Raw genomic sequence first — 22,598 nt, forward strand, 5'->3', positions numbered from 1 at the left:
AAAAAAAAAAACTCGGCCGGCTCTGTCCTGCAGCGAAACATGGAAATGCATGCCCGAGCCGGCGTATTTCTCGATCGGCTTGGCCATGAAGCAGGCGGTGACGCCGTGGCGGCGCGCCTGCGCCCGCACCAGCCGCTTCAGCATGACCAGGTCGTCGGCCGCCCGCATCACATCCTTGCGGTAGTTCAGCGTCAATTCGTACTGGCCGGGCGCATATTCGGAAATGACCGTCTCGGCCGGAATGCCTTGCGCCTTGGCTGCGGCATAGATGTCGGAAAACAGCGGCTCCATGCCGTGCAGATGATCAACGGAATAGACTTCCGTCTTGCCCGAGACGCGGCCGTCGAGCACGGCGCGCGCCGGCTGCACCTTGCCGTCGGCGTCGCGCTCATTGGCCAGCAGGAAGAATTCAAGTTCGAAGGCTCCGGCCGGATAGAGGCCCTTGGCCGCCAGGATGTCGACTTGCCGAGCCAACGCCAGCCGCGGATCCGACGACATCGGCCGGCCGTCGAGCATGTACATCGCCATCAGCAGCTGGCCACGTGGCGGGCTCGTGCCGTAGAGCGGCACCAGCGTACCGGGGATCGGCCATGCCCTGAGATCGCCGTCGCCGGTCGTCCAGATCAACCCGGTCTCGTGCACATCCTCGCCGGTGATGTCGAGGCCCAGGATCGAGATCGGCATATGGCGGCCGCCCTCGAAGATGCTCTTCAGCTCATGCCGGCGCACGATCTTGCCGCGGCCGACGCCATTGGCGTCGGTCAGCACGATATCGAAGGCTTCGATCTCGGGATGGGCGTCGAGAAAGGCGTGCGCCTCGGCGGATGTCGAGCCCGAAGGTGAGGTCATTGTGGCATTGGGATGGTCCATCGCCGCTTGTCTCATGCCCCAAGCTTTGCCGCAACCGCGCCGAAGGCGGTGATCAGCCGGTTGACCTGGGTCGCAGTGGTCGCCGGCGAGATCAGCATCATGTTGTGGAAGGGTGCGATCAGCACGCCGCGATTGATCAGCGCGACATGGATGGCGGCCTCCAGTTCCGGCGCATGCGCCACTTCCGCCTCGGCGCCATTGCGCAGCGGACCGGGCGCGCAGATGAACTCGACGCGGGCGCCGACACGGGAAACATGCCAGGGCAGGCGATAGCGATCGATCACGCCGGTCAACCCGGCATCGAGCCGCCGCGCCAGGTGATCCATGCGGTCATAATTTTCCGGCGTCATCACCTCTTCAAGCGCGGCGCGCATCGCTGCGAACTGCAGCGGGTTGGCCGAGAGCGTCGTGCCCATGCCGGAATAGCCCGGCTCCTTGGTCCTGTTGTAGTCCGCGTAGCGCGAGGCGACGTCGTCGCTCATGCCCCAGACACTGGCCGGCACGCCGCCGGCGATCGGCTTGCCCAGGACGAAGAAGTCCGGGTCGAGACCATATTTCCTCGTGTAGCCGCCGGGGCCGGTCGAGATCGTGTGCGTCTCGTCGATCAGAAGCAGTGTGCCGGCTTGGCGTGTCAGTTTGCGCAGGGCGTCATGGTAGCCCGGATCGGCAAGCACCATGCAGGAGTTGGTCAGCACCGGTTCGGCGATGACGCAGGCGACGTCCTTATCCCCAAGCGCGGCTTCGAGTGCTGAGATGTCGTTGAACTCGATGACCTTGGCCGTACGCGTCAGGTCGCGGAACTCGCCCGCCAATCCCGGCCGGTTGACGGGCTTGCCGTCGATCAGCCGCACCATCGTCTCGTCGACCGAGCCATGGTAGCAGCCGTTGAAGACAAGGATCTTCTCCCGGCCGGTGACGGCGCGGGCGACGCGCAATGCAAAACGGTTTGCGTCGGTTGCCGTCGTCGCGATCTGCCAGAATGGCAGGCCGAAGCGCTGCTGCAGCAGCGGCCCGATGGCCAGCGCATCTTCCGAAGGCAGCATATAGGTCAGGCCACGTCCGGCCTGGCGGCGGATGGCGCGCGCCACCGGCGGCGGCGAATGGCCGAACATCGAGCCGGTGTCGCCAAGGCAGAAATCGTCGAGCTTGTTTCCGTCGATGTCGGTGATCGTGGCGCCCTTGGCGCTGTCGACCAGGATCGGAAACGGCGTCGGCCAGTCGTTCATCCAGTGCATCGGCACGCCGCCGAAGAAGCCGGGCAGGCCGTTGCCGACCTTTACCTGAGATTGCGGCCGCGCCTTGCGGAAGGCTGCCCCCTCGGTCTCGCGCAGATCGGCAATGCGGTCGCGGCCGATGCCGCCGATGGACGTCTTGGACATATCGCTGTGCATGAAAACCCCTCTGGTCGATTCCTCTTAGCCAATCCGTGTCTGCATCCGCAATTGGCCGCGCATCTGTCCTGCGTTGGCTCAGCCTTTGGCGGCGGCGCTTGACCGTGCTGCCGAAGTCGGCGCCAATATGAGCGGGAATTGAGGGGGAGGGGTAATGAGGACGGTCATCTGTGTGGCGATGCACCTGTCGTCGGCGAGCGCGGCCTTCGCCTCGGGCGGCATCTGGTGCTCCACCGACGACCCGGCGGCGACATTCGAGGTCGAGGCCGGCGTCACCAGAGGCATGGGCGGGCCGACCTTCAACTTTCGCGGCAACCTCGAAATTCTGAGCCGGCCTGCCAGCGACAGCCTGCGCAAGACCGTGTTCGAGGATTCCAACCTGACGCAGTACTGGCTCGACGGCAAGGAATTGCGGCTGAACATCTATCGTGAGCACGAGGCCGCGCAAAAGATCAACTCGGTCGAACTGACGATCCTGACCAGGACCAGCGACGAAGGCGTCTACGACGGGAGCTATACGCTCTCCATCTACGACGCCGCAGCGGATACGGACCAGGACGGCAAACCGGTCGAAATCAGCGGCAAAGTGTCGTGCGGAGCGGAGTGAGCGGGGTCAGGCCGTGATGTCGATGACGCCGCAGTCGCCTGCCGCGCTGCCGAAGGCGACGCGGCGTTCTTCCTTGTCCCACATCATCGAGGTGATGGCGCCCTTGCCCGGCCGCCGCAACAGCACTTCCTTGGCGTCGGCAAAACGCACCGCCATCACCATGCCGTCATCATAGCCGACGGCGACGACATCCTGGCTCGGGTGACAGGCGACAGCCGTCACCATGGCATTGCCGCGCGTGCCGAGTTCCAGCGGTGCCTTGCCCATCGGCCCGTCCTTGCCGGAAAACGGCCAGACGATCGCCGCCGGCGCGCCGGAACTCGCAAGCCACTTGCCCTTTACGCTCCACGACAGGCTTTTGACCTTGCCGGGATAGCCGGTCATGCGCATGTGCTTGCCGTCGGCGAGCTTCCACCCGTGCAATGCGTTTTCTTGCATGGTGGTGACGAGGAAGGCGCCATCCGGCGAGAAGGTGATGCCGGTATGGGCGCCGGCCCATTCGAGTTCCACCGGCTTGCCCTCGGCGGCCGGGAAATGCAGCGTCGCGCCATTGTAGCGGGCGACGCCGAAGCGCATGCCCTTGGGCGAGAAGGCCAGCCCCTCCACCGAACGCGGATGGACGAATTCCCTGGTCTTGCCGTCGGCGAAGCGCACGAAGGCAGTCTTGCCTGAGGCATAGGCGATGGCGCCTTGCGGCCCGGCGGCAACGCTGGTGATCCACTTCCTGGCCGCGCTTGCCAATTCCGTGGCCTCGCCGCCCGTTTTCACGGCAAACACCTTGCCGTCCTCGCCGCCGGTGATCAGCCGGTCATTGGCCGCATCATGGAAGGCGGCGAGCAGCCCGTCATTGGCCTGAACCGTCTTGTGGCCATGGTCGAGCCGATGGATGGCGCCGTCGGCCATCGCGAAATGCGGCACGTCGCCGAGAAAGGCGGCGGCGATGCAATGGCCTTCGAGGTCTAGGGGGGCGACTGTGGGCATCAGGGAACCATTCCAATGAAGTTTGTTGCCATCCCCGGGAAGTCGCCAGCGCGGCCGGGTGTGGCGCCAACCTTCTCCCCTTGTGGGAGAAGGTGGATCGGCGCGCAGCGCCGAGACGGTTGAGGGGTGTTGGACGGATCGCCGTCGGTGCCCAGCTGGAGCACCCCTCATCCGACCGAGCTTCGCACGGCCACCTTCTCCCACAAGGGGAGAAGGACAGAAGGGGCAGCGCTAGCGTTATAAGGCTTGGAAATCAAGCCGCCTGGCAGGCGTCAAAACTCTTCTTCAGCCGCTCGGCGTCGAGTTCCCTGCCGATGAACACCAGCCGGCTCTCGTGCTTTTCGCCGTCTTTCCAGGCGCGCTGGTGGTCGCCTTCGATGATCATGTGCACGCCCTGGATGACATAGCGCTCGTCGTCGCCCTTGAGCGCGATGATGCCTTTCAGCCGCAGGATGTTGGGGCCTTCCATCTGGGTGATCTTCTCGATCCAGGGGAAGAATTTCTTCGGATCCATCTCGCCGCCGCGCAGCGACACCGATTGCACCGTCACGTCATGAATGTCCGAAGCATGCGCGTGATGGTGGTGGTCGTGCCCGTCATGATCATGGTGGTGGTGATCGTGGCCGTCGTGGTCATGATGATCGTGATCGTCATGCGCCTCGAGGAAGTGCGGATCGTTTTCCAGTGCCCGGGACAGATCGAAAGCGCCGCGGTCGAGTACTTCGGTCAGGTCAACGCCGGCGCGGGTGGTACGATGGATCTTTGCCGCCGGATTGATGGCGCGGATCGTTGCCTCGACCTTGGCGAGTTCTTCTGACGTGACGAGGTCGGTCTTGTTGAGCACGACGACGTCGGCGAAGGCGATCTGGTCCTCGGCTTCCTTGGAATCCTTGAGCCGCAACGGCAGGTGCTTGGCGTCGACCAGCGCCACCACCGCGTCAAGCCTGGTCTTGGAGCGCACATCGTCGTCCATGAAGAAGGTCTGCGCCACCGGCACCGGATCGGCGAGCCCGGTGGTCTCGACGACGATGGCGTCGAAGCGGCCGGGGCGGCGCATCAGGCCCTCGACGACACGGATCAGGTCGCCGCGCACCGTGCAGCAGATGCAGCCATTGTTCATCTCGTAGATTTCCTCGTCGGATTCCACGATCAGATCGTTGTCGATGCCGATTTCACCGAACTCGTTGACGATGACGGCGTAGCGCTTGCCGTGGTTTTCCGACAGGATGCGGTTGAGCAGCGTCGTCTTGCCGGCGCCGAGATAGCCGGTGAGAACGGTTACGGGGATTTGCGTCTGTGCGTCGCTCATGGCTTGCCTCGAAAGTGCTGGGCCGCAAAAGATCCGGCCCTCAAAAGGGATTGTCGGTTCCATATAGGATGTGTGCCGGGCTTTTGCACGGGGCAAACCGATGGGCCAAACCGGCTTGCTACAATACCGGATTTTGACTGGCGAAAGCCGCTGTGATTGCCTAGCTCGGGATGCGGAAGGTCAATTTGAGAGGCAAGATATGTCCGGCAAGCCATCCTCCTTCTCATTGAGCCGGCGCCAGGCGCTCGGGTTGATCGCGGTCACCGCCGGAGGTGGTGCCTTCCTGCCGGCCTCGGCAATGGCCGCTCAATCTTCGGCTGCCCAGGCTTCACCCTATGCCGGACTGGCCTTGTTCGAAAACGGCGCCGGTGTCTGCACCATTACGCCTGAAGTGACCGAGGGACCGTTCTATTTCGACCCGAAACTCGAACGTGCCGATGTCACCGAAGGCAAGAAAGGTATTGCCCTTGACGTCCGGCTGCAGGTTGTCGACGTGGACTGCCGCCCACTTGCCGGCGCCCGCGTCGATATCTGGCATTGCGACGCGCAGGGCGCCTATTCCGGCTATCCCGGACAGGGTGACGGCCGCGACGTCGACACGTCGGGCCAGACCTTCCTGCGTGGTTGGCAGAAAACCGATGCAAGCGGCATCGTCTCCTTCGCCACGATCTATCCCGGCTGGTATCGCGGCCGCACCACCCACATCCATTTCAAGGTCTTCCCCGACGACAGGTCGGTGATGACCGGCCAGTTGTTTTTCCCCGACAGCCTCAGCGAGCAGATCTTCACCTCTGTCGCGCCCTACAATGACCGGCCCGGCAAGCGCGACACTTCAAATGCCGATGACGGCATCGCCAGGCGGGCCGGATCGCAATCGCAGGCTGCGCTGCGCGAGTTGGAGGATGCCTATCAGGCGCTGATGATCGTGGCGGTGAAGTCCGGCTGAGCGTTCCCTCACGCACCTTGTCAGCGGCGAAAACTCCGGTCACGAATTCGTTTGTCATCTAACTGAAATAAACATCTGGCATTAGCCACGGCGGACACCACAATGCTTGCCGGCAAAGCTGTTTGAAGCACCGGAATCTTTTTGATCGTCGATTGCCAACCGGCCGGCTGCCTCTATGCTGCCCGCACCGGTACGGCCGAAGAGGGAAGACCATGGCCAAGGCGGACAAGACTGCGACAATGAGCCGGCTGCATTCCGCGGCAAGGCTGGCAAGGACGGCGCTGGCTGCCCGGCTTCTGGCGCACGGCTTCTATGCCGGCCAGGACCAGATCATGCTGGCGCTCGACCGTGAGGACGGCCAGACGCCGGGCAATCTTGCCGGACGTCTCGGCGTGCGCCCGCCGACGATCACCAAGACCATCAACCGGCTGCAGGCCCAGGGGTTCCTGGAGAAGCGCGCTTCTGAAGCCGATGCCCGCCAGGCCCACATCTTTCTCACCGATACAGGCCGCGACATCATCCACGCCATCGAGAAATCGGTGAAGAAGACCGAAAAGCAGGCGCTGAAGGGCCTCGACAAGAAGGACCAGAAGTCGCTGTTCAAACTGCTTGCCCGCATCGAGGCCAACCTCTCGAACGAGGAATTGGTGCTCATCGACGACGACGCCGAGTCGGACGACTGACCGGCGGATTGTCGCGGCAGGCGATCAAGCCGCCGCGGCAGAGCCCTGGATCAGCGACGACCAGCGTCCCGGTGTCATGCCGAACGCCTTCTTGAACTGCCTGATGAAATGGCTCTGGTCGCTGAAGCCGGCTTCGACCGCGATCTGCGCCAACGGTTCGCCGGCGGCGATCATCCGCCGCGCACGCTGAAGCCGGCGCATCACCAGGAAGCGATGCGGACTGGTCGAGAACGCCGCGCGGAAATGCCGTGACAAGGCATAGCGGTCGAGCCCGGTTATGGCTTCCAGTTCGCCGGAGCGCACCGGCCGGGTCAGGTTTTCCGTGAGATAGTCGCGCGCCAGTGCAGCCGCCCGCCACGCCGTCCTGGTCATCGGCTTTGCCGGCTGGCCACCATGCCGGGTCAGGCTTTGCATCAGTTGGACCAGGAAATCGTCGACGAACAGGTCGTCGAGTTCCTGCTCCAGCGGCCCCAGCGCCGAAAGCAGCGTTGCGCAAAAGGCGGCGTCCGTCACCACGCCATCCCTCACAAAAGGCAGCGAAGCGCCGCCGAGGCAGTCGAGCATCAGCGACGGCTCCAAATAGAGCATTCGGTAGCGCAGGCCGTCCTCGGTGCCGGCGCCGCCGTCATGCAGTTCGTCGGGGTGTAGCACGATGATCTGGCCTGGAAGGCTGTGACGCGCAGCACCAAGATAGCGAAACGTCTGCACACCGTGCAGCGTTACCCCGATCGCATAGGTGTCGTGGCGATGCAGGTCGAACGCGCTGCCATGGAAGCGTGCCTCGATCCGCTCCATGCCTGCGGGATCGGGGGCGGAGATAATACGGTTTTCCGCCGCATCGATGCACAAACGTCCAAGACCCTCGAAGGCCTGGCTGTCTAGATCGTGCGACATCGTCTCCTTAAGCCTCGCATTGGGGCACAAACCGAATGGCCAATGTCTCATGTTCGATACGAAATTTGCAATCGTGCTCAGGGAAGATCTGGCGGTCTGGCAGAAACTCAACGTCACCGCCTTCCTGACCAGCGGCATCGTCGCGCAGTTTTCCGATATCATCGGTGAACCCTATCGCGACCGCGCCGGCAATCTCTATAACCCGCTGTCGATCCAGCCGGTCATCGTTTTGTCCGCCGACCAGGCCACGCTGGGCACGATCCACCGGCGCACATTGGAGCGCGGCGTGACCACCTCGCTCTATGTCGAGGAGATGTTTTCGACCGGCTTTGACGCGGCCAACCGCGCCGTCTTCGCCGAATTTGCGCCTGAAGACGCCAAGGCGGTCGGGATCGCGCTTCGCGCCGACAAGAAGCTGGTCGACAAGATCACCAAGGGCGCCCGTATGCACCCGTAGCTTCAGAGGCATCGACTAAGCCTGCCGCCGACACTTGTTGTGCCAGCCGGCTTTGGCGTGGCGACAGCCGACAATTGGCTTGCCGGGAGCCGGCAATTCCCGCAAAGGTGGGTCCAGCCCAGCTCCCACCCGGCCTGCAAGTGAGTGCTCCCCAAAGACATGTAGAAAGCGCGACGCCCCCGGTGGCGATCCTGTGCATGCTTTCCACTTACGTCTGCTTCACCTTCCTCGACACATCAAGCAAATACCTCGTCCTCGCCGGCATTTCCGTGCTGGTCGTTGCCTGGGTGCGCTTTGCCGTGCATGTCATCCTGGTCGGCACCCTGTTGCGCGGCTGGCGCCAACCCATGCGGTTTCGCCCGATCAACCTGCCTGCGCATATCCTGCGCGGGGCTTTCCTGTTCGGATCGACCATATTCAATGTCCTGGCGCTCAAATCCCTGCAACTGGCCGAGACAACCTCGATCTATTTCTTTGGGCCGATGGTGATCACGGCGCTGGCCGGTCCGCTGCTTGGCGAGTGGGCGGGCTGGCGGCGCTGGCTGGCCATCCTGGCGGCCTTTGCCGGCGTCCTCATCATCACCCGACCGGGCGTCGGCGTGTTCGGCATCGGACATCTCTTCGCGCTCGGCTCGATGCTGTCGAACTGCTTCTACGTCATCATGACGCGCCGCATGTCGGCGACCGAGACATCGGAGAGCCTCATCCTGTTTTCGGCGCTGGCGCCGGCGCTGCTGCTGTTGCCCCTGCTGCCGTTTTCGTTTTCCTTGCCGCATGACGGCTGGCACTGGTTCGTGCTGCTGATGCTCGGCGTGTTCGGCGGCGTCGGTCACTGGCTGCTCGTCCAGGCCTACCGGCTGGCGACGACCACGGCTTTGGCGCCCTATCCCTATTCGCAGATGGTGTGGATGATCATTTCCGGATGGATCGTCTTCAAGCAGTTTCCCGACCGCTGGACGCTGGTCGGCGCCGCCATCATCGTCGCCAGCGGCCTCTACATCGTCCATCGCGAGCATAGGCTTCGGCTGCGGAGCCGCGCGGCCTCGGACGTCGAGGCCGAGGCGTTGGCAAAAAAACTTTGATTTGCCCCCGATCGGTGGCATAACGCCGCCTTTAAACAGTTTAGGTCTGGAAAGTCAGGTCCGGGGAGCACACGTCGCTGGCACAAAAAATCAAGCTTTCGACGATCGCGGATGCGCTCGGCGTGTCCACGGCCACGGTCTCGCTGGCGCTGCGCGACAGCCCTCTTGTTGCCGGGACCACCCGTGACCGCATCAAGGAACATGCCCGCGCCATCGGCTATATCTACAACCGACGCGCCGCCAGCCTGCGCACCTCGCGTTCCGGCATTGTCGGCGTCGTCGTGCACGACATCATGAACCCGTTCTTCGCCGAGATCCTGCGCTCGATCGAAAGCGAGCTCGACCGCAGCCGGCAAACCTTCATCCTGTCCAACCACTATGATCAGCTCGAAAAGCAGCGCACTTTCATCGATACGCTTTTGCAACTCGGCGCCGACGGCGTCATCATGTCGCCGGCGATAGGCACGCCGGCTTCCGACATCGTGATGGCCGAGGAGAACGGCCTGCCGGCTGTGCTGATCGCGCGCACCGTCGAGGGTGCCGACGTGCCGGTCTTTCGCGGCGACGACTCCTATGGAACAGGCCTCGCCACCAATCACCTGATCTCGCTCGGCCACAAGCGCATCGCCATGATCGGCGGCACCGACCAGACCTCGACCGGCCGTGACCGCTACCAAGGCTATGTCAACGCGATGGAGGCGGCCGGGCTGGAAGTCGGGCCGTCCTGGCGCATCGCCGGGCCGCGCACCAAGCAGGCCGGCTTCGAGGCCGCCGGGCAGTTCCTGGCGCTGAAGGACAGGCCGACAGCTGCCTGCTGCTGGAACGACCTCGTCGCCATCGGTCTGATGAACGGCATTGCCCGCGCCGGCCTGGTGCCGGGCGTCGACATCTCGGTCACCGGCTATGACGACCTCGAAGAGGCGGCGATCGCGACGCCGGCGCTGACCACAGTCTGGAACGGCCAGCGCGAGGTTGGCCGCCGCGCCGCCAGCGCGCTGCTCGACAAGCTCAACGGCCAGACGGTGCGACCCTCGCAGGAATTGATCAAGCCGGAACTGCATGTGCGTCAGTCGACCGGCAAGCCGGTGGAGCGTGCATGACCAAGGCCGAACAGTTGCAGACCGTCGCCATCCTGGTGCCGGGCGATTTCAACGACCACGCGGTCGACCGCATCAACCGCACGTTCAGGCGTGTCAGAATTGAACGCGCCGATCCGGCGCTCGTCACCGACGAGATGCGCAGTGATGTGCGCGGCATCGCTTCGTTCGCCGGCATCAACGCGGCGATGATGGACGCATTGCCCAACCTCGAACTCATCGCTTCCTTCGGCGTCGGCTATGATTCGGTCGATGTCGGTCATGCGGCGGCGAAAAACATCATGGTCACCAACACGCCCGACGTGTTGACCGAGGAGGTCGCCGACACCACGATCGGGCTGTTGATCAACACCATCCGCGACCTGCCGCGCGCCGAGACCTGGCTGCGCGACGGCAGCTGGGTGCGCAAGGGCAACTATCCGCTGAGCCGGCTGACCTTGCGCGGGCGCAGTGTGGGTATTTTCGGCATGGGCCGCATCGGGCAGGCCATTGCCCGGCGTCTGGAGGCCTTTGGCTTGCCGGTCGCCTACCACAACCGGCGCCGTGTCGAAGGTCTTTCCTACCACTATCATGCGACCCTGAAAGGGCTTGCCGAAGCCGTGGATACGTTGATTTCGGTCGCGCCGGGCGGCGCCTCGACGGAGAAGGCGGTCAATGCCGAGATACTGTCGGCGCTTGGCGCCAACGGCGTCTTCGTCAACATCGGCCGTGGCAGCACGGTCGATGAGGCAGCGCTTGCGGCAGCCCTTGCCAACGGCACCATCGCCGCTGCCGGCCTCGATGTCTTTGCCGACGAACCGAACGTGCCCAAGGCGCTGCTCGACGCGCCCAACACCTCGCTGCTGCCGCATGTCGGCTCGGCCTCGGACCATACACGCCGCGCCATGGCGGATCTGTGCGTCGACAATCTGGTGTCCTGGTTCACCGAGCGCCGGCCGCTGACGCCGGTGCCCGAGACGGCGCATGTGAAGGCTAGAAACTGATCGGTGGCTGCCACATTTATTAACGTCAGCTTAACCCTTTGGAATCATTGTTCAACCTGTCCGTGTACGTGGATGAAGAATGATGAAAGCACTTTCCGCATTGATCGCTGCCGCAGCGCTGTTTGGTGGCATTCAGCTGTTTCATGGCGGCAGCCGGGAAAGCGTAGCCAACGAGGCCGCCCCGTCCAACAGCTACAGGCTGGTCGCCAATGGCGATGAGGCGGTCTGTGCAGTCAGCCGCGGGGCCGAAATTTCGGACGGTTTGTCGTTGCTCACCGTTGCTCCCAAATGCCGTCGGCTCTTGCCGGGCATAGAACAGGCGAAGTTCTGGCGCGAGCAAAACGATGGCACCGTTGCCTTCAGCGCCAATGGCACCGATCCAATCGTCACCTTCGCGGCTGCCGATGGCGACGGCTACGAATCCTATGCCCCGGCGCTGCCGCTGCTGTCGCTGGCGGCCACCCGTGATAAAAAATCCGGCGACTGATTATTCCGCTGCGGCCCGCGCGCCGGCCTTCGCTGCGGCGTGCAGCCGAACCGCATCGCCGAAGGCACGGAATATTTTCACCGAATTGCTGTCCGACTTGACCCAGTATTCCGGATGCCATTGCACGCCGACGGCGAAGGCGCGGGCGTCCCGCACCGAAACCGCCTCGACCGTGCCGTCGGTGGCGACGGCCTCGACCTGCAGCTTCGAACCGAGCCGGTCGATCGCCTGGCGGTGCAACGAATTGACCTTGATGTCGCCGGCACCGAACACACCGGCCAGGCAACTGTCAGGTTTGATCGAAATGGTCTGGTGGATGGCGAAGCGTTCGTCCTGCTTCTCGCTCACCGGCGCGCGGTGATCGAGCGAACCCTCGCGCTCCTGGATCTCGGTGCCGAGCGTGCCGCCCAACGCCACGTTCAGTTCCTGGATGCCGCGGCAGATGGCGAGCAGCGGCACGCCGCGTTCGATCGCCCGGCGGATCAGCGGCAGCGTCGTGGCGTCGCGCGCCGGATCATAGGGGCCATTGGCTTCACTGGCGTCGCCGCCATAGAGCGAGGGATGCACATTGGATTTCGAGCCGGTGACCATGACGCCGTCGACCGACGACAGGAGTTCGTCGAAATCGAGCCGGTCGCCGAACGATGGCACCAGCACCGGGAACACGCCGGCGCCGGTGATCGCCGCTTCCAGATATTGTTGTGGGGCGGCGTGCCAGGTGTAGTTGTCGAACTGACGGACGTCGGTCGATATGGCGACGAGCGGCTGATGCATTTGGGCTCTGTGTTCCATTTGGGCAAGGGATACCTGCCTTCAAAATAGGCGATCCCACGTTATTTTTCCATGCCAAGTTTCGGCGTGTCGCATGGGCCACGAAACGGCCTGTTAGACTATAGTTGCAGTGCAGCCGGGCTTCGCCGTCAAATGGGGCCGGCCTGCTGGACTCGACTTCTTGCCTGTGTATTGTCTCGAACGAACCGACACGGAAACCGAGGATTTTCTGACGTCGGCCTGTTGATCCAAAAGGGAGGAACTTCATGGATCGTCGTTCATTCATTCGCAAGGCCGGTGTCACCGGCGTCGGTGCCGCGGCGGCGGCGGCCACGCTGGCGGCGCCTGCAATCGCCCAGTCCAATCCCAAGGTGACATGGCGGCTGGCGTCGTCCTTCCCGAAGTCGCTCGACACCATCTATGGCGGCGCCGAGGTGTTCTCGAAGATGCTGTCGGAAGCCACCGACGGCAATTTCCAGATCCAGGTTTTTGCTGCCGGTGAGCTGGTGCCTGGCCTGCAGGCCGCCGACGCCACCACGGCCGGCACGGTCGAGGCCTGCCATACGGTGGCATATTACTACTGGGGCAAGGACCCGACATGGGCGCTCGGTGCGGCGGTTCCCTTTTCGCTCAACGCACGCGGCATGAATGCCTGGCATTACCATGGTGGCGGCATCGACCTGTTCAACGAGTTTCTCGCCACGCAGGGCCTTTTCGGCCTGCCGGGCGGCAACACCGGCGTGCAGATGGGTGGCTGGTTCCGAAAGGAAATCAACACGGTGGCCGACCTTTCCGGCCTCAAGATGCGAATCGGCGGTTTTGCCGGCAAGGTGGTGCAGAAACTCGGCGTCGTGCCGCAGCAGATCGCCGGCGGCGACATCTATCCGGCGTTGGAAAAAGGCACCATCGACGCGGCCGAATGGGTCGGCCCCTATGACGACGAGAAGCTCGGCTTCTACAAGGTGGCGCCCTATTATTACTATCCCGGCTGGTGGGAGGGCGGCCCGACCGTCCACCTGATGTTCAACAAGGCGAAGTACGAAGAGCTTTCGCCAACGTACAAGTCGCTGCTGCACACTGCCGCGCAGGCGGCCGACGCCAACATGCTGCAGAAATACGATTATCTGAACCCTGCGGCGGTGAAGCGGCTGGTGGCCGGCGGCGCGAAACTGCGCCCGTTCAGCCAGGAGATCATGGCCGCCTGCTTCGAAAAGGCCAACGAGGTCTATACCGAAATGGAAGCTTCCAACGCCCCGTTCAAGAAGATCTGGGAATCGATCAAGGGCTTCCGCAAGGAGCATTATCTCTGGGCACAGGTGGCCGAATACAATTACGACACCTTCATGATGGTCCAGCAGCGCAACGGCAAGCTGTAGTCGTTTGTACTTCTGCTCAAAAGCTCTCTGGGCGGACCCCGCTTAGAGAGCTTTTCTGTATATGCCGGGAGGCGAAGCCGGCGGTTCAGCCGCGGCGCGGCACCACCAGAACCTTGACCTCGCCGGGCGCCGGCGGATTGGCGATCACCGCTGGCGCTTCTTCAAGCGACACCTGCCTGGAGATCAGCCTGTCGATCTCGACCGCACCGGAAGCGATGAGTTCGGCGGCGCGGCGATGGGTGTAGGGATTGAGGAAGGAACCGAGCACCTTCAGTTCCCGGAACAACAGGTCGAACGGCTCGAATTCCGCTTTCATGCCTTGCGGCGTCACGCCGACAATGACGACCGTGCCGCCGGCTCGGGCCAGGCGCATGGACTGCTCGACGGTCTCTCGCACGCCGGCGCATTCGAAGACGACGTCGACGCCACCTGGCGCCAGACCGGCCGGTCCGGCGATCGCATCGATGACATCGGTGGCTGTCGGATCGATCGTCGCTGTCGCGCCGAGGTCCTCGGCGAGGGCGCGCCGCGAAGCCTGCCTGGTCGACAGGATGATGGTCGTGGCTCCCGCCAGTCTTGCCAGCTGCACGGTGAGCAGGCCGATCACGCCGCCGCCAAGCACGACCACCGAGCTGCCCGGTTTGATACCGGCAAGGTCGACGCCGTGCAGGCAACAGCCGAGCGGCTCGCAGAAGGCACCGTGCAGGGGGTTCAGGCCTGCAGGCAGGACGAAAGCCTGCTTCTGCGGCAAGGCAAGATATTCGGCAAAGCCGCCGTCGCGATGAATGCCGATCGCGCACAGATTGCTGCAGAGATTGACTTGTCCCGCGTGACAGTGTGCGCAGCGCCCACAGGCTATGTTGGGGTCGCCGGTAACACGATCGCCGATGGCAAAACCCGAGACCGATGTTCCGATCGCCTCGACGATGCCGGAAAACTCATGGCCGGGCGTCACCGGTGGCGTGCAGGGAAATTCACCGTGAAACAGATGCCGGTCCGTGCCGCAGACGCCGCAGGCTTCGATGCGCACCAGTAGCTCATCCGCACCGATGTCAGGCATGTCGACGTCGCGCAGCGTGATGCCGCCCACTGCTTCCAGCCGCACCGCTTTCATGGTCTTGACCATGCCGGTTCAGTTGAAGCTTGGCGGTTGCGACAGGTCGGGCTGTGGCGCTGCCGGCTTTGCCGGTGTCGGATCGCCGAAACTGGGCGGGTGCGGAAGGTCAGGAGCGGCCGGCGCCGTGGCGCCACCAGCGGGCGCCGCTCCATCCGCCGGCGGCGTGCCCAGCGGCGACAGGCCGGGCACCTCCGGTACCTTGTAGTCGATGGTGCCCGGATCGACGGTCGTTCCCTTGTAGTGCATCACCATTTGCGGGAAGGCGATGGTCAGCCCGATCATGATCACCTGGATGCAGACAAAGGGCACCGCGCCCCAATAGATCTGGCCGGTCGTCACCGGCGCGATTTGTTTGCCGGTGAGACGATCGAGATAGGGCACGCGCGCGGCCACCGAACGCAGATAGAACAGCGCGAAGCCGAAGGGCGGGTGCATGAAGCTGGTCTGCATGTTGACGCCCAGGAGCACGCCGAACCAGATCAGGTCGATACCGAGCTTGTCGGCGGCGGGCGCCAGCAGCGGTACGATGATGAACGCCAGTTCGAAGAAATCGAGGAAGAAGGCGAGGAAGAAGACGAGCATGTTGACGCCGATCAGGAAGCCGACCTCGCCGCCCGGCAGCGACGTCAAAAGGTGCTCGACCCAGATGTGGCCGTTGACGCCGTAGAAGGTCAGCGAGAACACCCGTGCGCCGATCAGGATGAACAGCACGAAGGACGACAGCCTTGTCGTCGAGGCCAGTGCCTGCTTAACGACGTCAAGCGACAAGCGCCCCTTGGCCGCCGCCATGAACAAGGCGCCGACCGAGCCCATGGCGCCGCCTTCGGTCGGCGTGGCGATGCCCAGGAAGATGGTGCCCAGCACCAGGAAGATCAGCGCCAGTGGCGGGATCAGCACGATGATCACCTGCTGCGCTAGCCTGGACATCATGTTGAAGTTCAGGCGCTTGTCGGCAATGGCGACGATGTAGATGAACAGCACCCCGGCAGTCGCGCCAAGAATGTCGGCATTGTCGCCATGCGCCGGCGCCAGATAACGATATGCCGCGTAGGAAACCGCCGATGTGACCAGCAAAGCCACCAGCAGCGACATCACGCCATGGCCAAGTGTACGGGCCTCGAGCGGCAGCGCCGGCATCGAGTTCGGCCGGATGATCGACATGATCAGGATATAGGACATATAGAGGCCGGTGAGCACGAGGCCCGGGATCAACGCGCCCGCGTACATATCGCCGACCGAGCGGCCGAGCTGGTCGGCAAGCACGATCAGCACCAGCGACGGCGGGATGATCTGGGCAAGCGTGCCGGAGGCGGCAATGACACCGGATGCGAGCCGGCGGTCATAGCCATAGCGCAGCATGATCGGCAGCGAGATCAGGCCCATGACGATGACGGAAGCCGCCACCACGCCGGTGGTCGCCGCTAAAAGCGCGCCGACGAAGATCACGGCGTAGGCGAGGCCGCCGCGGATTGGCCCGAACAGCTGGCCGATCGTGTCGAGCAGGTCTTCGGCCATGCCCGACCGCTCGAGCACGATGCCCATGAAGGTGAAGAACGGGATGGCCAGCAGCGTGTCGTTCGACATCACCCGGCTGCCGTAGAAATTATCCGGCAATGCGTGCAGGAGCGGCCAGGCGAGGTTGATCGATCCTCCGGAATAGGGAGACAGCAGCACGCCGATGAAGAAGAACATCAAGCCGTTGGCGGCCAAGGAAAAAGCGACGGGGTAGCCGATCAGCAGGAAGATGATCAGCGAAGCGAACATGATCGGCGCCATGTTCTGCGCGATGAACTCCATCACGAACGCACCTCGTCGGCCAGCGCCTTGGCTTCGAGTTCGGCCTGCTCATGCACCGATATGAAGGGATTGGGGTCGTCCATGTCTCCGCGCATGATGGCGATCTTCTTGATGATCTCGGAGATGCCCTGCAGCGCCAGCAGGAAAAACCCGACGAGCAGGATGGCCTTGGCGGGCCAGATGATCAGGCCGCCGGAATTGTTGGACATCTCGCCGCTGCGAAACGACAGCGACACATAAGGAACGAAATAGATCACCATCAGCGTCACGAACGGCATCAGAAAAAAGACATGCCCGAAAAGGTCGATCCAGTGCTGCACGCGGCGTGGAAACAGGCCGTAGACGACGTCGATGCGGATATGTTCGTTCTGCTTCAGCGTATAGGCGGCGGCCAGCATGAAGGCGGCGCCGAACAGATACCATTGCAGCTCGAGCCAAGCGTTCGAGGATATGTCGAACACCTTGCGGATAATGGCGTTGGCGGCGCTCACCAGGATCGCCAGCAGGATCAGCCACGATATCCATTTGCCGATGAACTCGTTGGCGCGATCAATAGTCCTGGATAGAGCGAGAAGCCCTGCCATGCATTCCTCCCTTGTACCGGAGGCGTGCCGGCTTCCCCCTTTTTGTCCGTCACGCCACGTGGTCCAACGGTATGCCGCGCGTGGACTGACGGGTCAACAAGGATAGAGGCAGCGAATATCATCGCATCGCAGACAGTGCCCAATACCGGCGATCTGCCCTCGCGTCATGCAACCAAAGTCTGACGTTTTCAGGCGATTTTGCCGGTGTCGCGGCCGGCGCCGATCAGGATCAGCGTCGTGACCAGGAACAGGTACATCCACGCGTCGCGCCACTCGACCGGGAAGTAGCCGGCCCACAGCGATTCGGCCATGCCGAAGACGGCCGCGCCGAGCGCCGCGCGCGGTGGCGAGAGATAGCCGCCGACCGCCGTCACGAACAGGATCTTCAGTCCGTAGACGAGGCCCGAGCCGAAGCTGACATTGCCGTAATAGAGCCCGGCCATGACACCGGCCAGCGCGGCGCAGAAGCCGCCGAACAGCACCGCGTGCCGGAACACCGCGCGTACGTCGACGCCGCACATCGCGGCAGCCTTGGGGTCGTCGGAGACGGCGCGCCAGCACCGTCCGAAGCTCGACCGGGCAAAAGCCCAGCTTGCCAGCGCGATTGCCGCCACCACCACGGCGCAGTCGATAAGCTGGATGAGCGTCAGCGTTGCCTTGAAGGTCGCGCCCTGCGCGAAAACGATGGGCTGCGCCAGCATCGGCGGCAGCCACAGATCATGCGTGTCGGCGGCGATGCGGCTCGCTTCGGACAGCAGCAGCAGGATGCCGAGCGTCGTCACCACGATTGCATTGGGCGTGCGGTCGGCCAACGGTTCGAAGACACTGCGCGACAGCACGTGGCTGATCAGCGCGGCATAGAGGAACGCAGCGACGACGCCGAGCGCCACCGCCGCCAGCAGCGTCAGCCACAGCACCTGATAGCCGAAGGCCGCGGTCAGGATCATGGTCTGGCCGCAAAAGGCGAACAACGCGCCATAAGCGAGATTGGTGCGGTGCAGGATGCCGTTGGTCAGCACATAGCCAAAGGCGAGCAACGCATACAGCGCGCCCGAATGCAGCCCGTTCAGCACCTGCTGGAAGAAATAGAGCATGCAAAACCTCGAAGCATGCCGCCCAAAAGTGCGAAGCGGTCCTGGCCAACAGCATGCTCAAAAGGCTGCGGAGACCACCGCATCCCGGAGTGAGGTTGCATCGCTGAATCTAACTTGTCAAATACGATTTATCGGTTAGATTTTCGCCATGACGGTATCATGGACCCCGCACCGCTTCACCGGCGGCCTGCTTGCGCTCGACACGGCGAACACCGTCGTGCTGCGCGGCGATCCGGAGCGGACGTTCGACCGCTTCGAAGATCCGGCCGAGATTGCTCGCTTCGCCGACGCGGCGAGCCGCTTTCGCGCCGCCGAGCTTGGCGAAAGGCCGCTGGCGGTATCCTCAGCGGTGGCGATCGCACCCGTCGTGCTGTCGATCCGCGAGGCGACGGACCGGCTGTTTCGTGGAGCGGTGTCGAAGGGCGCGGTCGCCACCGCTGATCTGCCCGGATTCCTGAGCGCCTGCGCCGAGGGTCTTGCCGGCAGCCGGACCGAGATCGGTGTGCCGGGAAGGCCGTTCGGTGATCCCCTGACGCCGATCGCCTTCGAGGCGGCGCTGGCGGTTTCGGCGCTATCGCTTCTGCGCGACGATACCGTCGCAAGGCTCAGGATCTGTCCCAACTGCACCTGGCTGTTCGTCGACAGAAGCCGCAATTCCAGCCGCCTATGGTGCGACATGGCGGTGTGCGGCAACCGTCAGAAGGCAAGCCGTCACTATCGCCGTCGTCGCATGGCGGAAAATGAGGTCAAGAATGCGTAGCGGCCTTTCCCGTTCGATCCTTGTTGGCGCGGCGCTCATCGTGGCCGTTGCGCTCGGCGCCTGCCGCGACACCGGCGACGCCGAAGGCAAGCTGTTCGAGATTTCCGGCAAGATATTCGTTTTCAACTACCGCCTCGCCAGGGCGACTTATGTGGTGACCCTGCGGCCGCTGAAGCCGATGGGAGAGGGCCAGGTGGCGGTCGCCAGCTTCCAGGATCCCGCCGGCGGCGCACCTCTGGTGGTCGAGCAGAAGGTCTGGCCGAAGCTCGACAAGGTGACGCTGGAGAGCCCGGCACTGACCTGCGTCGTCAAGAACAAGCCCTATGCGATTGCCATCAGCATCAAGGGCGCCGACGGCGCGGTCCTGCAGAAGATCGACACCACGCTGATGTCGACGGAAGACCAGTCGATCCTGCCCGACCGGCCGCTGGTCATCGACCAGCTCTACACCGCCAATCCCGATCTCGTCGGCCATCCCGACGGCAAGCTGCCGGGCGAGCCGAAGCCAGATTGCTCGAAAGGCGGCTGACGCGTCGCGGCCGGCCGCGCCGCAGCTGTAATGTTCATGCGCCGGGCAATGTCCGCGGATCGGTTTCATACCCGATTCAGGATGGCCGCGGACTGTTCGTTGCGCGTTGCCTGGCATCTGCGATTTTGTTTGACCTGCCTTGCAAGGGGAGAAAGGATGCGTCATCCGACCCCGACGTTGGCTGCCTGCCCCGCGTGGCCTCCGCAGAGGAAATGCCTGATGACGCTGCACGACGTCGCGCTCGACGACAAGTTCGATCTCGCAAAGGAGCGCATCTTCCTGTCCGGCGCGCAGGCGGTCATTCGCATGCTCTTGATGCAGCGCGAGCGCGACCGTCGCGCCGGCTTGAACACGGCCGGGTTCGTCTCTGGCTATCGCGGTTCGCCGCTCGGCGGCCTCGACATGCAGCTGTGGAAGGCGAAGAAACAGCTCGCCCAGGCTGACATCGTCTTCCAGCCGGGTCTCAACGAGGAGCTTGCCGCCACCGCCTGCTGGGGGGCGCAGCAGACGGAGCTGCTGGGCGAGGGCACTCATGACGGCGTCTTTTCGGTCTGGTACGGCAAGGGACCGGGCGTCGACCGCTCAGGCGATGTGTTCCGCCACGCCAACCTCGCCGGATCGTCGAAGCATGGCGGCGTGCTTGCGCTGATGGGCGACGACCATATGGCCGAATCCTCGACCAACGCGCACGCCACCGAATTCCTGTTCGTCGACACGATGGTGCCGATCCTCAACCCGGCCGGTGTCCAGGAGATCATCGACTACGGGCTCTACGGCTTCGCCATGTCGCGCTTTGCCGGCACGTGGGCGGCGATCAAATGCGTCAAGGACAACATCGAATCGACCGCCTCGGTCGATGCCGCGCTCGAGCGGCTGAACATCGTCGTGCCGGAGTTCGACATGCCGCCTGGCGGTCTCAACATCCGCCACGAGATCGACATGCTCGGCCAGGAAGAGCGGCTGCATGAACACAAGCGCGCCGCGGCCTCCGCCTTCATCCTTGCCAATGGGCTGAACCGCATCGTCTATTCGGGCGGCCGCAATCCGAAGATCGGCATCATCACGCTCGGCAAGAGCTATCTCGACGTTCGCCAGGCGCTGGAGGATATCGGCATCGACGAAGCGGCCGCCAACCGCATCGGGGTGCGGCTGTTCAAGGTCGGCTGCCCCTGGCCGCTCGACCTGCATCACATCGCCGGTTTCGCCCGCGGCCTCGACACCATCGTCGTCGTCGAGGAGAAGCGCTCGCTGATCGAGGTACAGTTGCGCGAAAGCCTTTATGGCACTGCCACCCAACCGGTCATTATCGGCAAGAAGGACGAGCGCGGCGACTGGCTGTTTCCGGCCAAAGGCGCGCTCGATCCCAACGAGATCGCCATCGCGCTTGGCGAGAGGATCGTCAGGACCATCGGCCCGTCCGAAGAGATTTCGGCGCGGGTGGCAAAACTGCGCCAGTTCCAGGCAATGCTCACCGAGGCCACCGACATCGGCTCGCGCACGCCGTTCTTCTGTTCCGGTTGCCCGCACAATTCGTCCACCAAGGTGCCGGACGGCTCGATCGCCGCGGCCGGCATCGGCTGCCACTTCATGGCGCTGTGGATGGACCGCAACACAGTCGGCTTCACGGCCATGGGCGGCGAGGGCGCGCAATGGGTCGGCCAGGCGCCGTTCTCCAAGCGCGAGCACATCTTCCAGAATCTTGGCGACGGCACCTACAACCATTCCGGTACGCTGGCGATCCGCTTCGCGCTGTCGAGCGATGCCAACATCACCTACAAGATCCTCTACAACGACGCGGTCGCCATGACCGGCGGCCAGCCGCACGAAGGCGGCCTGACCGTCGATATGATTGCCAGGCAGGTGCGGGCAGAGGGTGTCGACCGCATTGCCATCGTCACGGATGAGCCGGACAAATATGCTGGCAAAGCCGAATTCCCGGCCGGTGCCACTATCCATCACCGCGACGACCTCGATCTCGTCCAGCGCGAGCTGCGCGACGTCAAGGGCGTTTCGGTCTTGCTCTACGACCAGACCTGCGCCGCCGAAAAACGCCGCCGCCGCAAGCGCGGCACATTCCCCGATCCCGACAAGCGCGTCTTCATCAACGAACTGGTCTGCGAAGGCTGCGGCGATTGCGGCGTACAGTCGAACTGCGTCTCGATCCAGCCGGTCGAGACCGAATTCGGCCGCAAGCGCAAGATCGACCAGTCGAGCTGCAATAAGGATTTCTCCTGCGTCAACGGCTTCTGCCCGTCCTTCGTCACTGTGCACGGCGCCAAGATCCGCAAGGCCGAGGGCCTGGCCGGCAAGGCCGATCCGCTGGAAGGCGTGCCCGTGCCGGCGCAATTCCCGCTTGGCGAGCAGGGCTGGGCGGCGATCATCGACGGCGTCGGCGGCACCGGCGTCGTCACCGTCGGTGCGGTGCTAGGCATGGCGGCGCATCTTGAGGACAAGGGCTGCGGCATGATCGACATGGCCGGCCTCGCCCAGAAGGGCGGCTCGGTGTTCACCCATGTCCGCATCGCTCGTACCCCGGACGACATCCATGCAATCCGCGTTTCGGCGGGGAAGGCCGATCTCGTGCTTTGCTGCGATCTCGTCGTGTCGGGCGCCAAGAAGGTGCTGACCGCGGTGCGCGAGGGCCACACCATCTTCGTCGCCAACACCGCCGAGATCATGCCCGGCGAATTCGCCCGCTCGGCCGATTTTTCGTTGCCGATAGAGCGGCTGAAAAAGGCGATCCGCGCGGCTGCGGGCGACGACAAGGCACATTTCTTCGATGC

Annotated in this window: 22 protein-coding genes; 12 read left to right on the forward strand and 10 right to left on the reverse strand. The window is 63.7% G+C overall.

The window, feature by feature from the left end; translation table 11 throughout:
• Together EOA22_RS00955 and EOA22_RS00960 are read right to left on the reverse strand one after the other, a co-directional pair.
• On the reverse strand, window positions 1–870 hold an 870-nt coding region (locus tag EOA22_RS00955; protein WP_206521257.1), incomplete at its 3' end, for a glutamine synthetase family protein.
• 11 nt (window positions 871–881) lie between these two features.
• A complete protein-coding gene (locus EOA22_RS00960; protein ID WP_063169830.1) occupies window positions 882–2,261 on the reverse strand; it encodes an aspartate aminotransferase family protein in 1,380 nt (459 codons plus the stop codon).
• Between the two features lie 154 nt (window positions 2,262–2,415).
• Between EOA22_RS00960 and EOA22_RS00965 the strand changes: the two genes are divergently transcribed.
• Window positions 2,416–2,868, forward strand: a complete 453-nt coding sequence (locus tag EOA22_RS00965; RefSeq protein WP_063169831.1) for a hypothetical protein — start codon at window positions 2,416–2,418, stop codon at window positions 2,866–2,868.
• A 6-nt stretch (window positions 2,869–2,874) separates the two neighbouring features.
• Here EOA22_RS00965 and EOA22_RS00970 read toward each other — a convergent pair whose 3' ends face one another.
• Both EOA22_RS00970 and EOA22_RS00975 read right to left on the reverse strand, forming a co-directional pair.
• Complete coding sequence (locus EOA22_RS00970) at window positions 2,875–3,849, reverse strand: WD40 repeat domain-containing protein (protein ID WP_013528226.1); 975 nt, start codon at window positions 3,847–3,849, stop codon at window positions 2,875–2,877.
• A 253-nt stretch (window positions 3,850–4,102) separates the two neighbouring features.
• A complete protein-coding gene (locus EOA22_RS00975; RefSeq protein ID WP_063169832.1) occupies window positions 4,103–5,158 on the reverse strand; it encodes a GTP-binding protein in 1,056 nt (351 codons plus the stop codon).
• Between the two features lie 199 nt (window positions 5,159–5,357).
• Here EOA22_RS00975 and EOA22_RS00980 point away from each other — a divergent pair, with 199 nt between their 5' ends.
• Window positions 5,358–6,104, forward strand: a complete 747-nt coding sequence (locus EOA22_RS00980; protein WP_063169833.1) for an intradiol ring-cleavage dioxygenase — start codon at window positions 5,358–5,360, stop codon at window positions 6,102–6,104.
• Between the two features lie 212 nt (window positions 6,105–6,316).
• Entirely contained in the window at window positions 6,317–6,787 is a 471-nt protein-coding gene (locus tag EOA22_RS00985; protein ID WP_013528223.1) for a MarR family winged helix-turn-helix transcriptional regulator, read from the forward strand.
• Between the two features lie 24 nt (window positions 6,788–6,811).
• Here EOA22_RS00985 and EOA22_RS00990 read toward each other — a convergent pair whose 3' ends face one another.
• Entirely contained in the window at window positions 6,812–7,681 is an 870-nt protein-coding gene (locus EOA22_RS00990; protein WP_027164197.1) for an AraC family transcriptional regulator, read from the reverse strand.
• A gap of 49 nt (window positions 7,682–7,730) precedes the next feature.
• Between EOA22_RS00990 and EOA22_RS00995 the strand changes: the two genes are divergently transcribed.
• The 5 genes from EOA22_RS00995 to EOA22_RS01015 all read left to right on the forward strand — a co-directional run bounded on the left by EOA22_RS00995 (window position 7,731) and on the right by EOA22_RS01015 (window position 11,787).
• Complete coding sequence (locus EOA22_RS00995; protein ID WP_013528221.1) at window positions 7,731–8,138, forward strand: DUF2000 family protein; 408 nt, start codon at window positions 7,731–7,733, stop codon at window positions 8,136–8,138.
• 197 nt (window positions 8,139–8,335) lie between these two features.
• Entirely contained in the window at window positions 8,336–9,220 is an 885-nt protein-coding gene (locus tag EOA22_RS01000) for a DMT family transporter (RefSeq protein ID WP_063169834.1), read from the forward strand.
• 77 nt (window positions 9,221–9,297) lie between these two features.
• Entirely contained in the window at window positions 9,298–10,320 is a 1,023-nt protein-coding gene (locus tag EOA22_RS01005; RefSeq protein WP_082826628.1) for a LacI family DNA-binding transcriptional regulator, read from the forward strand.
• Window positions 10,317–11,300 carry a 2-hydroxyacid dehydrogenase gene (locus EOA22_RS01010; RefSeq protein ID WP_013528218.1) on the forward strand — a complete coding sequence of 328 codons (984 nt, stop codon included), beginning with the start codon at window positions 10,317–10,319 and terminating at the stop codon, window positions 11,298–11,300. Before EOA22_RS01005 ends, EOA22_RS01010 begins: the two co-directional genes overlap by 4 nt.
• An 82-nt stretch (window positions 11,301–11,382) precedes the next feature.
• Window positions 11,383–11,787: a hypothetical protein gene (locus tag EOA22_RS01015; protein WP_024501916.1), complete on the forward strand. Its 405-nt coding sequence runs from the start codon at window positions 11,383–11,385 to the stop codon at window positions 11,785–11,787.
• Here EOA22_RS01015 and EOA22_RS01020 read toward each other — a convergent pair whose 3' ends face one another.
• Complete coding sequence (locus tag EOA22_RS01020) at window positions 11,788–12,561, reverse strand: gamma-glutamyl-gamma-aminobutyrate hydrolase family protein (RefSeq protein ID WP_063169836.1); 774 nt, start codon at window positions 12,559–12,561, stop codon at window positions 11,788–11,790.
• Window positions 12,562–12,824: 263 nt separating this feature from the next.
• Here EOA22_RS01020 and EOA22_RS01025 point away from each other — a divergent pair, with 263 nt between their 5' ends.
• The gene (locus tag EOA22_RS01025) at window positions 12,825–13,934 is read left to right on the forward strand and encodes a TRAP transporter substrate-binding protein (protein WP_013528215.1); all 1,110 of its coding nucleotides are present in this window, start codon (window positions 12,825–12,827) and stop codon (window positions 13,932–13,934) included.
• 85 nt (window positions 13,935–14,019) lie between these two features.
• On the opposite strand, the gene EOA22_RS01030 is transcribed toward EOA22_RS01025, so the two are convergent.
• From EOA22_RS01030 to EOA22_RS01045, 4 genes are all read right to left on the reverse strand, one after another.
• Window positions 14,020–15,048, reverse strand: a complete 1,029-nt coding sequence (locus EOA22_RS01030; protein ID WP_063170440.1) for a zinc-dependent alcohol dehydrogenase family protein — start codon at window positions 15,046–15,048, stop codon at window positions 14,020–14,022.
• Window positions 15,049–15,066: 18 nt separating this feature from the next.
• Window positions 15,067–16,848 (reverse strand): TRAP transporter large permease subunit, encoded by a 1,782-nt coding sequence (locus tag EOA22_RS01035; protein WP_127389817.1) that lies wholly within the window; start codon window positions 16,846–16,848, stop codon window positions 15,067–15,069.
• Window positions 16,848–17,432 carry a TRAP transporter small permease subunit gene (locus EOA22_RS01040; protein WP_013528212.1) on the reverse strand — a complete coding sequence of 195 codons (585 nt, stop codon included), beginning with the start codon at window positions 17,430–17,432 and terminating at the stop codon, window positions 16,848–16,850. The genes EOA22_RS01035 and EOA22_RS01040 overlap by 1 nt, the downstream gene beginning before the upstream one ends.
• A gap of 188 nt (window positions 17,433–17,620) precedes the next feature.
• Complete coding sequence (locus tag EOA22_RS01045; protein WP_063169837.1) at window positions 17,621–18,526, reverse strand: branched-chain amino acid ABC transporter permease; 906 nt, start codon at window positions 18,524–18,526, stop codon at window positions 17,621–17,623.
• A 148-nt stretch (window positions 18,527–18,674) separates the two neighbouring features.
• Between EOA22_RS01045 and EOA22_RS01050 the strand changes: the two genes are divergently transcribed.
• From EOA22_RS01050 to EOA22_RS01060, 3 genes are all read left to right on the forward strand, one after another.
• The gene (locus tag EOA22_RS01050; protein ID WP_063169838.1) at window positions 18,675–19,286 is read left to right on the forward strand and encodes a CGNR zinc finger domain-containing protein; all 612 of its coding nucleotides are present in this window, start codon (window positions 18,675–18,677) and stop codon (window positions 19,284–19,286) included.
• Entirely contained in the window at window positions 19,279–19,815 is a 537-nt protein-coding gene (locus EOA22_RS01055; RefSeq protein ID WP_013528209.1) for a hypothetical protein, read from the forward strand. Before EOA22_RS01050 ends, EOA22_RS01055 begins: the two co-directional genes overlap by 8 nt.
• Window positions 19,816–20,034: 219 nt before the next feature.
• The coding region (locus EOA22_RS01060) for an indolepyruvate ferredoxin oxidoreductase family protein (protein ID WP_164755166.1) at window positions 20,035–22,598 on the forward strand (2,564 nt) is incomplete at its 3' end.

The sequence above is a fragment of the Mesorhizobium sp. M7A.F.Ca.US.014.04.1.1 genome (genome assembly GCF_003998745.1).
Taxonomy (GTDB): domain Bacteria; phylum Pseudomonadota; class Alphaproteobacteria; order Rhizobiales; family Rhizobiaceae; genus Mesorhizobium; species Mesorhizobium ciceri.

What these genes read in the sequence shown, in the direction of transcription:
- EOA22_RS00990 (WP_027164197.1), bottom strand. Translation starts at nt 7,681, where the DNA reads ATGTCGCACGATCTAGACAGCCAGGCCTTCGAGGGTCTTGGACGTTTG.
- EOA22_RS00985 (WP_013528223.1), top strand. Translation starts at nt 6,317, where the DNA reads ATGGCCAAGGCGGACAAGACTGCGACAATGAGCCGGCTGCATTCCGCG.
- EOA22_RS00975 (WP_063169832.1), bottom strand. Translation starts at nt 5,158, where the DNA reads ATGAGCGACGCACAGACGCAAATCCCCGTAACCGTTCTCACCGGCTAT.
- EOA22_RS00960 (WP_063169830.1), bottom strand. Translation starts at nt 2,261, where the DNA reads ATGCACAGCGATATGTCCAAGACGTCCATCGGCGGCATCGGCCGCGAC.
- EOA22_RS01020 (WP_063169836.1), bottom strand. Translation starts at nt 12,561, where the DNA reads ATGCATCAGCCGCTCGTCGCCATATCGACCGACGTCCGTCAGTTCGAC.
- EOA22_RS00965 (WP_063169831.1), top strand. Translation starts at nt 2,416, where the DNA reads ATGAGGACGGTCATCTGTGTGGCGATGCACCTGTCGTCGGCGAGCGCG.
- EOA22_RS01000 (WP_063169834.1), top strand. Translation starts at nt 8,336, where the DNA reads ATGCTTTCCACTTACGTCTGCTTCACCTTCCTCGACACATCAAGCAAA.
- EOA22_RS01055 (WP_013528209.1), top strand. Translation starts at nt 19,279, where the DNA reads ATGCGTAGCGGCCTTTCCCGTTCGATCCTTGTTGGCGCGGCGCTCATC.
- EOA22_RS01035 (WP_127389817.1), bottom strand. Translation starts at nt 16,848, where the DNA reads ATGGAGTTCATCGCGCAGAACATGGCGCCGATCATGTTCGCTTCGCTG.
- EOA22_RS00970 (WP_013528226.1), bottom strand. Translation starts at nt 3,849, where the DNA reads ATGCCCACAGTCGCCCCCCTAGACCTCGAAGGCCATTGCATCGCCGCC.
- EOA22_RS01010 (WP_013528218.1), top strand. Translation starts at nt 10,317, where the DNA reads ATGACCAAGGCCGAACAGTTGCAGACCGTCGCCATCCTGGTGCCGGGC.
- EOA22_RS01025 (WP_013528215.1), top strand. Translation starts at nt 12,825, where the DNA reads ATGGATCGTCGTTCATTCATTCGCAAGGCCGGTGTCACCGGCGTCGGT.
- EOA22_RS01045 (WP_063169837.1), bottom strand. Translation starts at nt 18,526, where the DNA reads ATGCTCTATTTCTTCCAGCAGGTGCTGAACGGGCTGCATTCGGGCGCG.
- EOA22_RS01015 (WP_024501916.1), top strand. Translation starts at nt 11,383, where the DNA reads ATGAAAGCACTTTCCGCATTGATCGCTGCCGCAGCGCTGTTTGGTGGC.
- EOA22_RS00995 (WP_013528221.1), top strand. Translation starts at nt 7,731, where the DNA reads ATGTTCGATACGAAATTTGCAATCGTGCTCAGGGAAGATCTGGCGGTC.
- EOA22_RS01040 (WP_013528212.1), bottom strand. Translation starts at nt 17,432, where the DNA reads ATGGCAGGGCTTCTCGCTCTATCCAGGACTATTGATCGCGCCAACGAG.
- EOA22_RS01030 (WP_063170440.1), bottom strand. Translation starts at nt 15,048, where the DNA reads ATGAAAGCGGTGCGGCTGGAAGCAGTGGGCGGCATCACGCTGCGCGAC.
- EOA22_RS00980 (WP_063169833.1), top strand. Translation starts at nt 5,358, where the DNA reads ATGTCCGGCAAGCCATCCTCCTTCTCATTGAGCCGGCGCCAGGCGCTC.
- EOA22_RS01050 (WP_063169838.1), top strand. Translation starts at nt 18,675, where the DNA reads ATGACGGTATCATGGACCCCGCACCGCTTCACCGGCGGCCTGCTTGCG.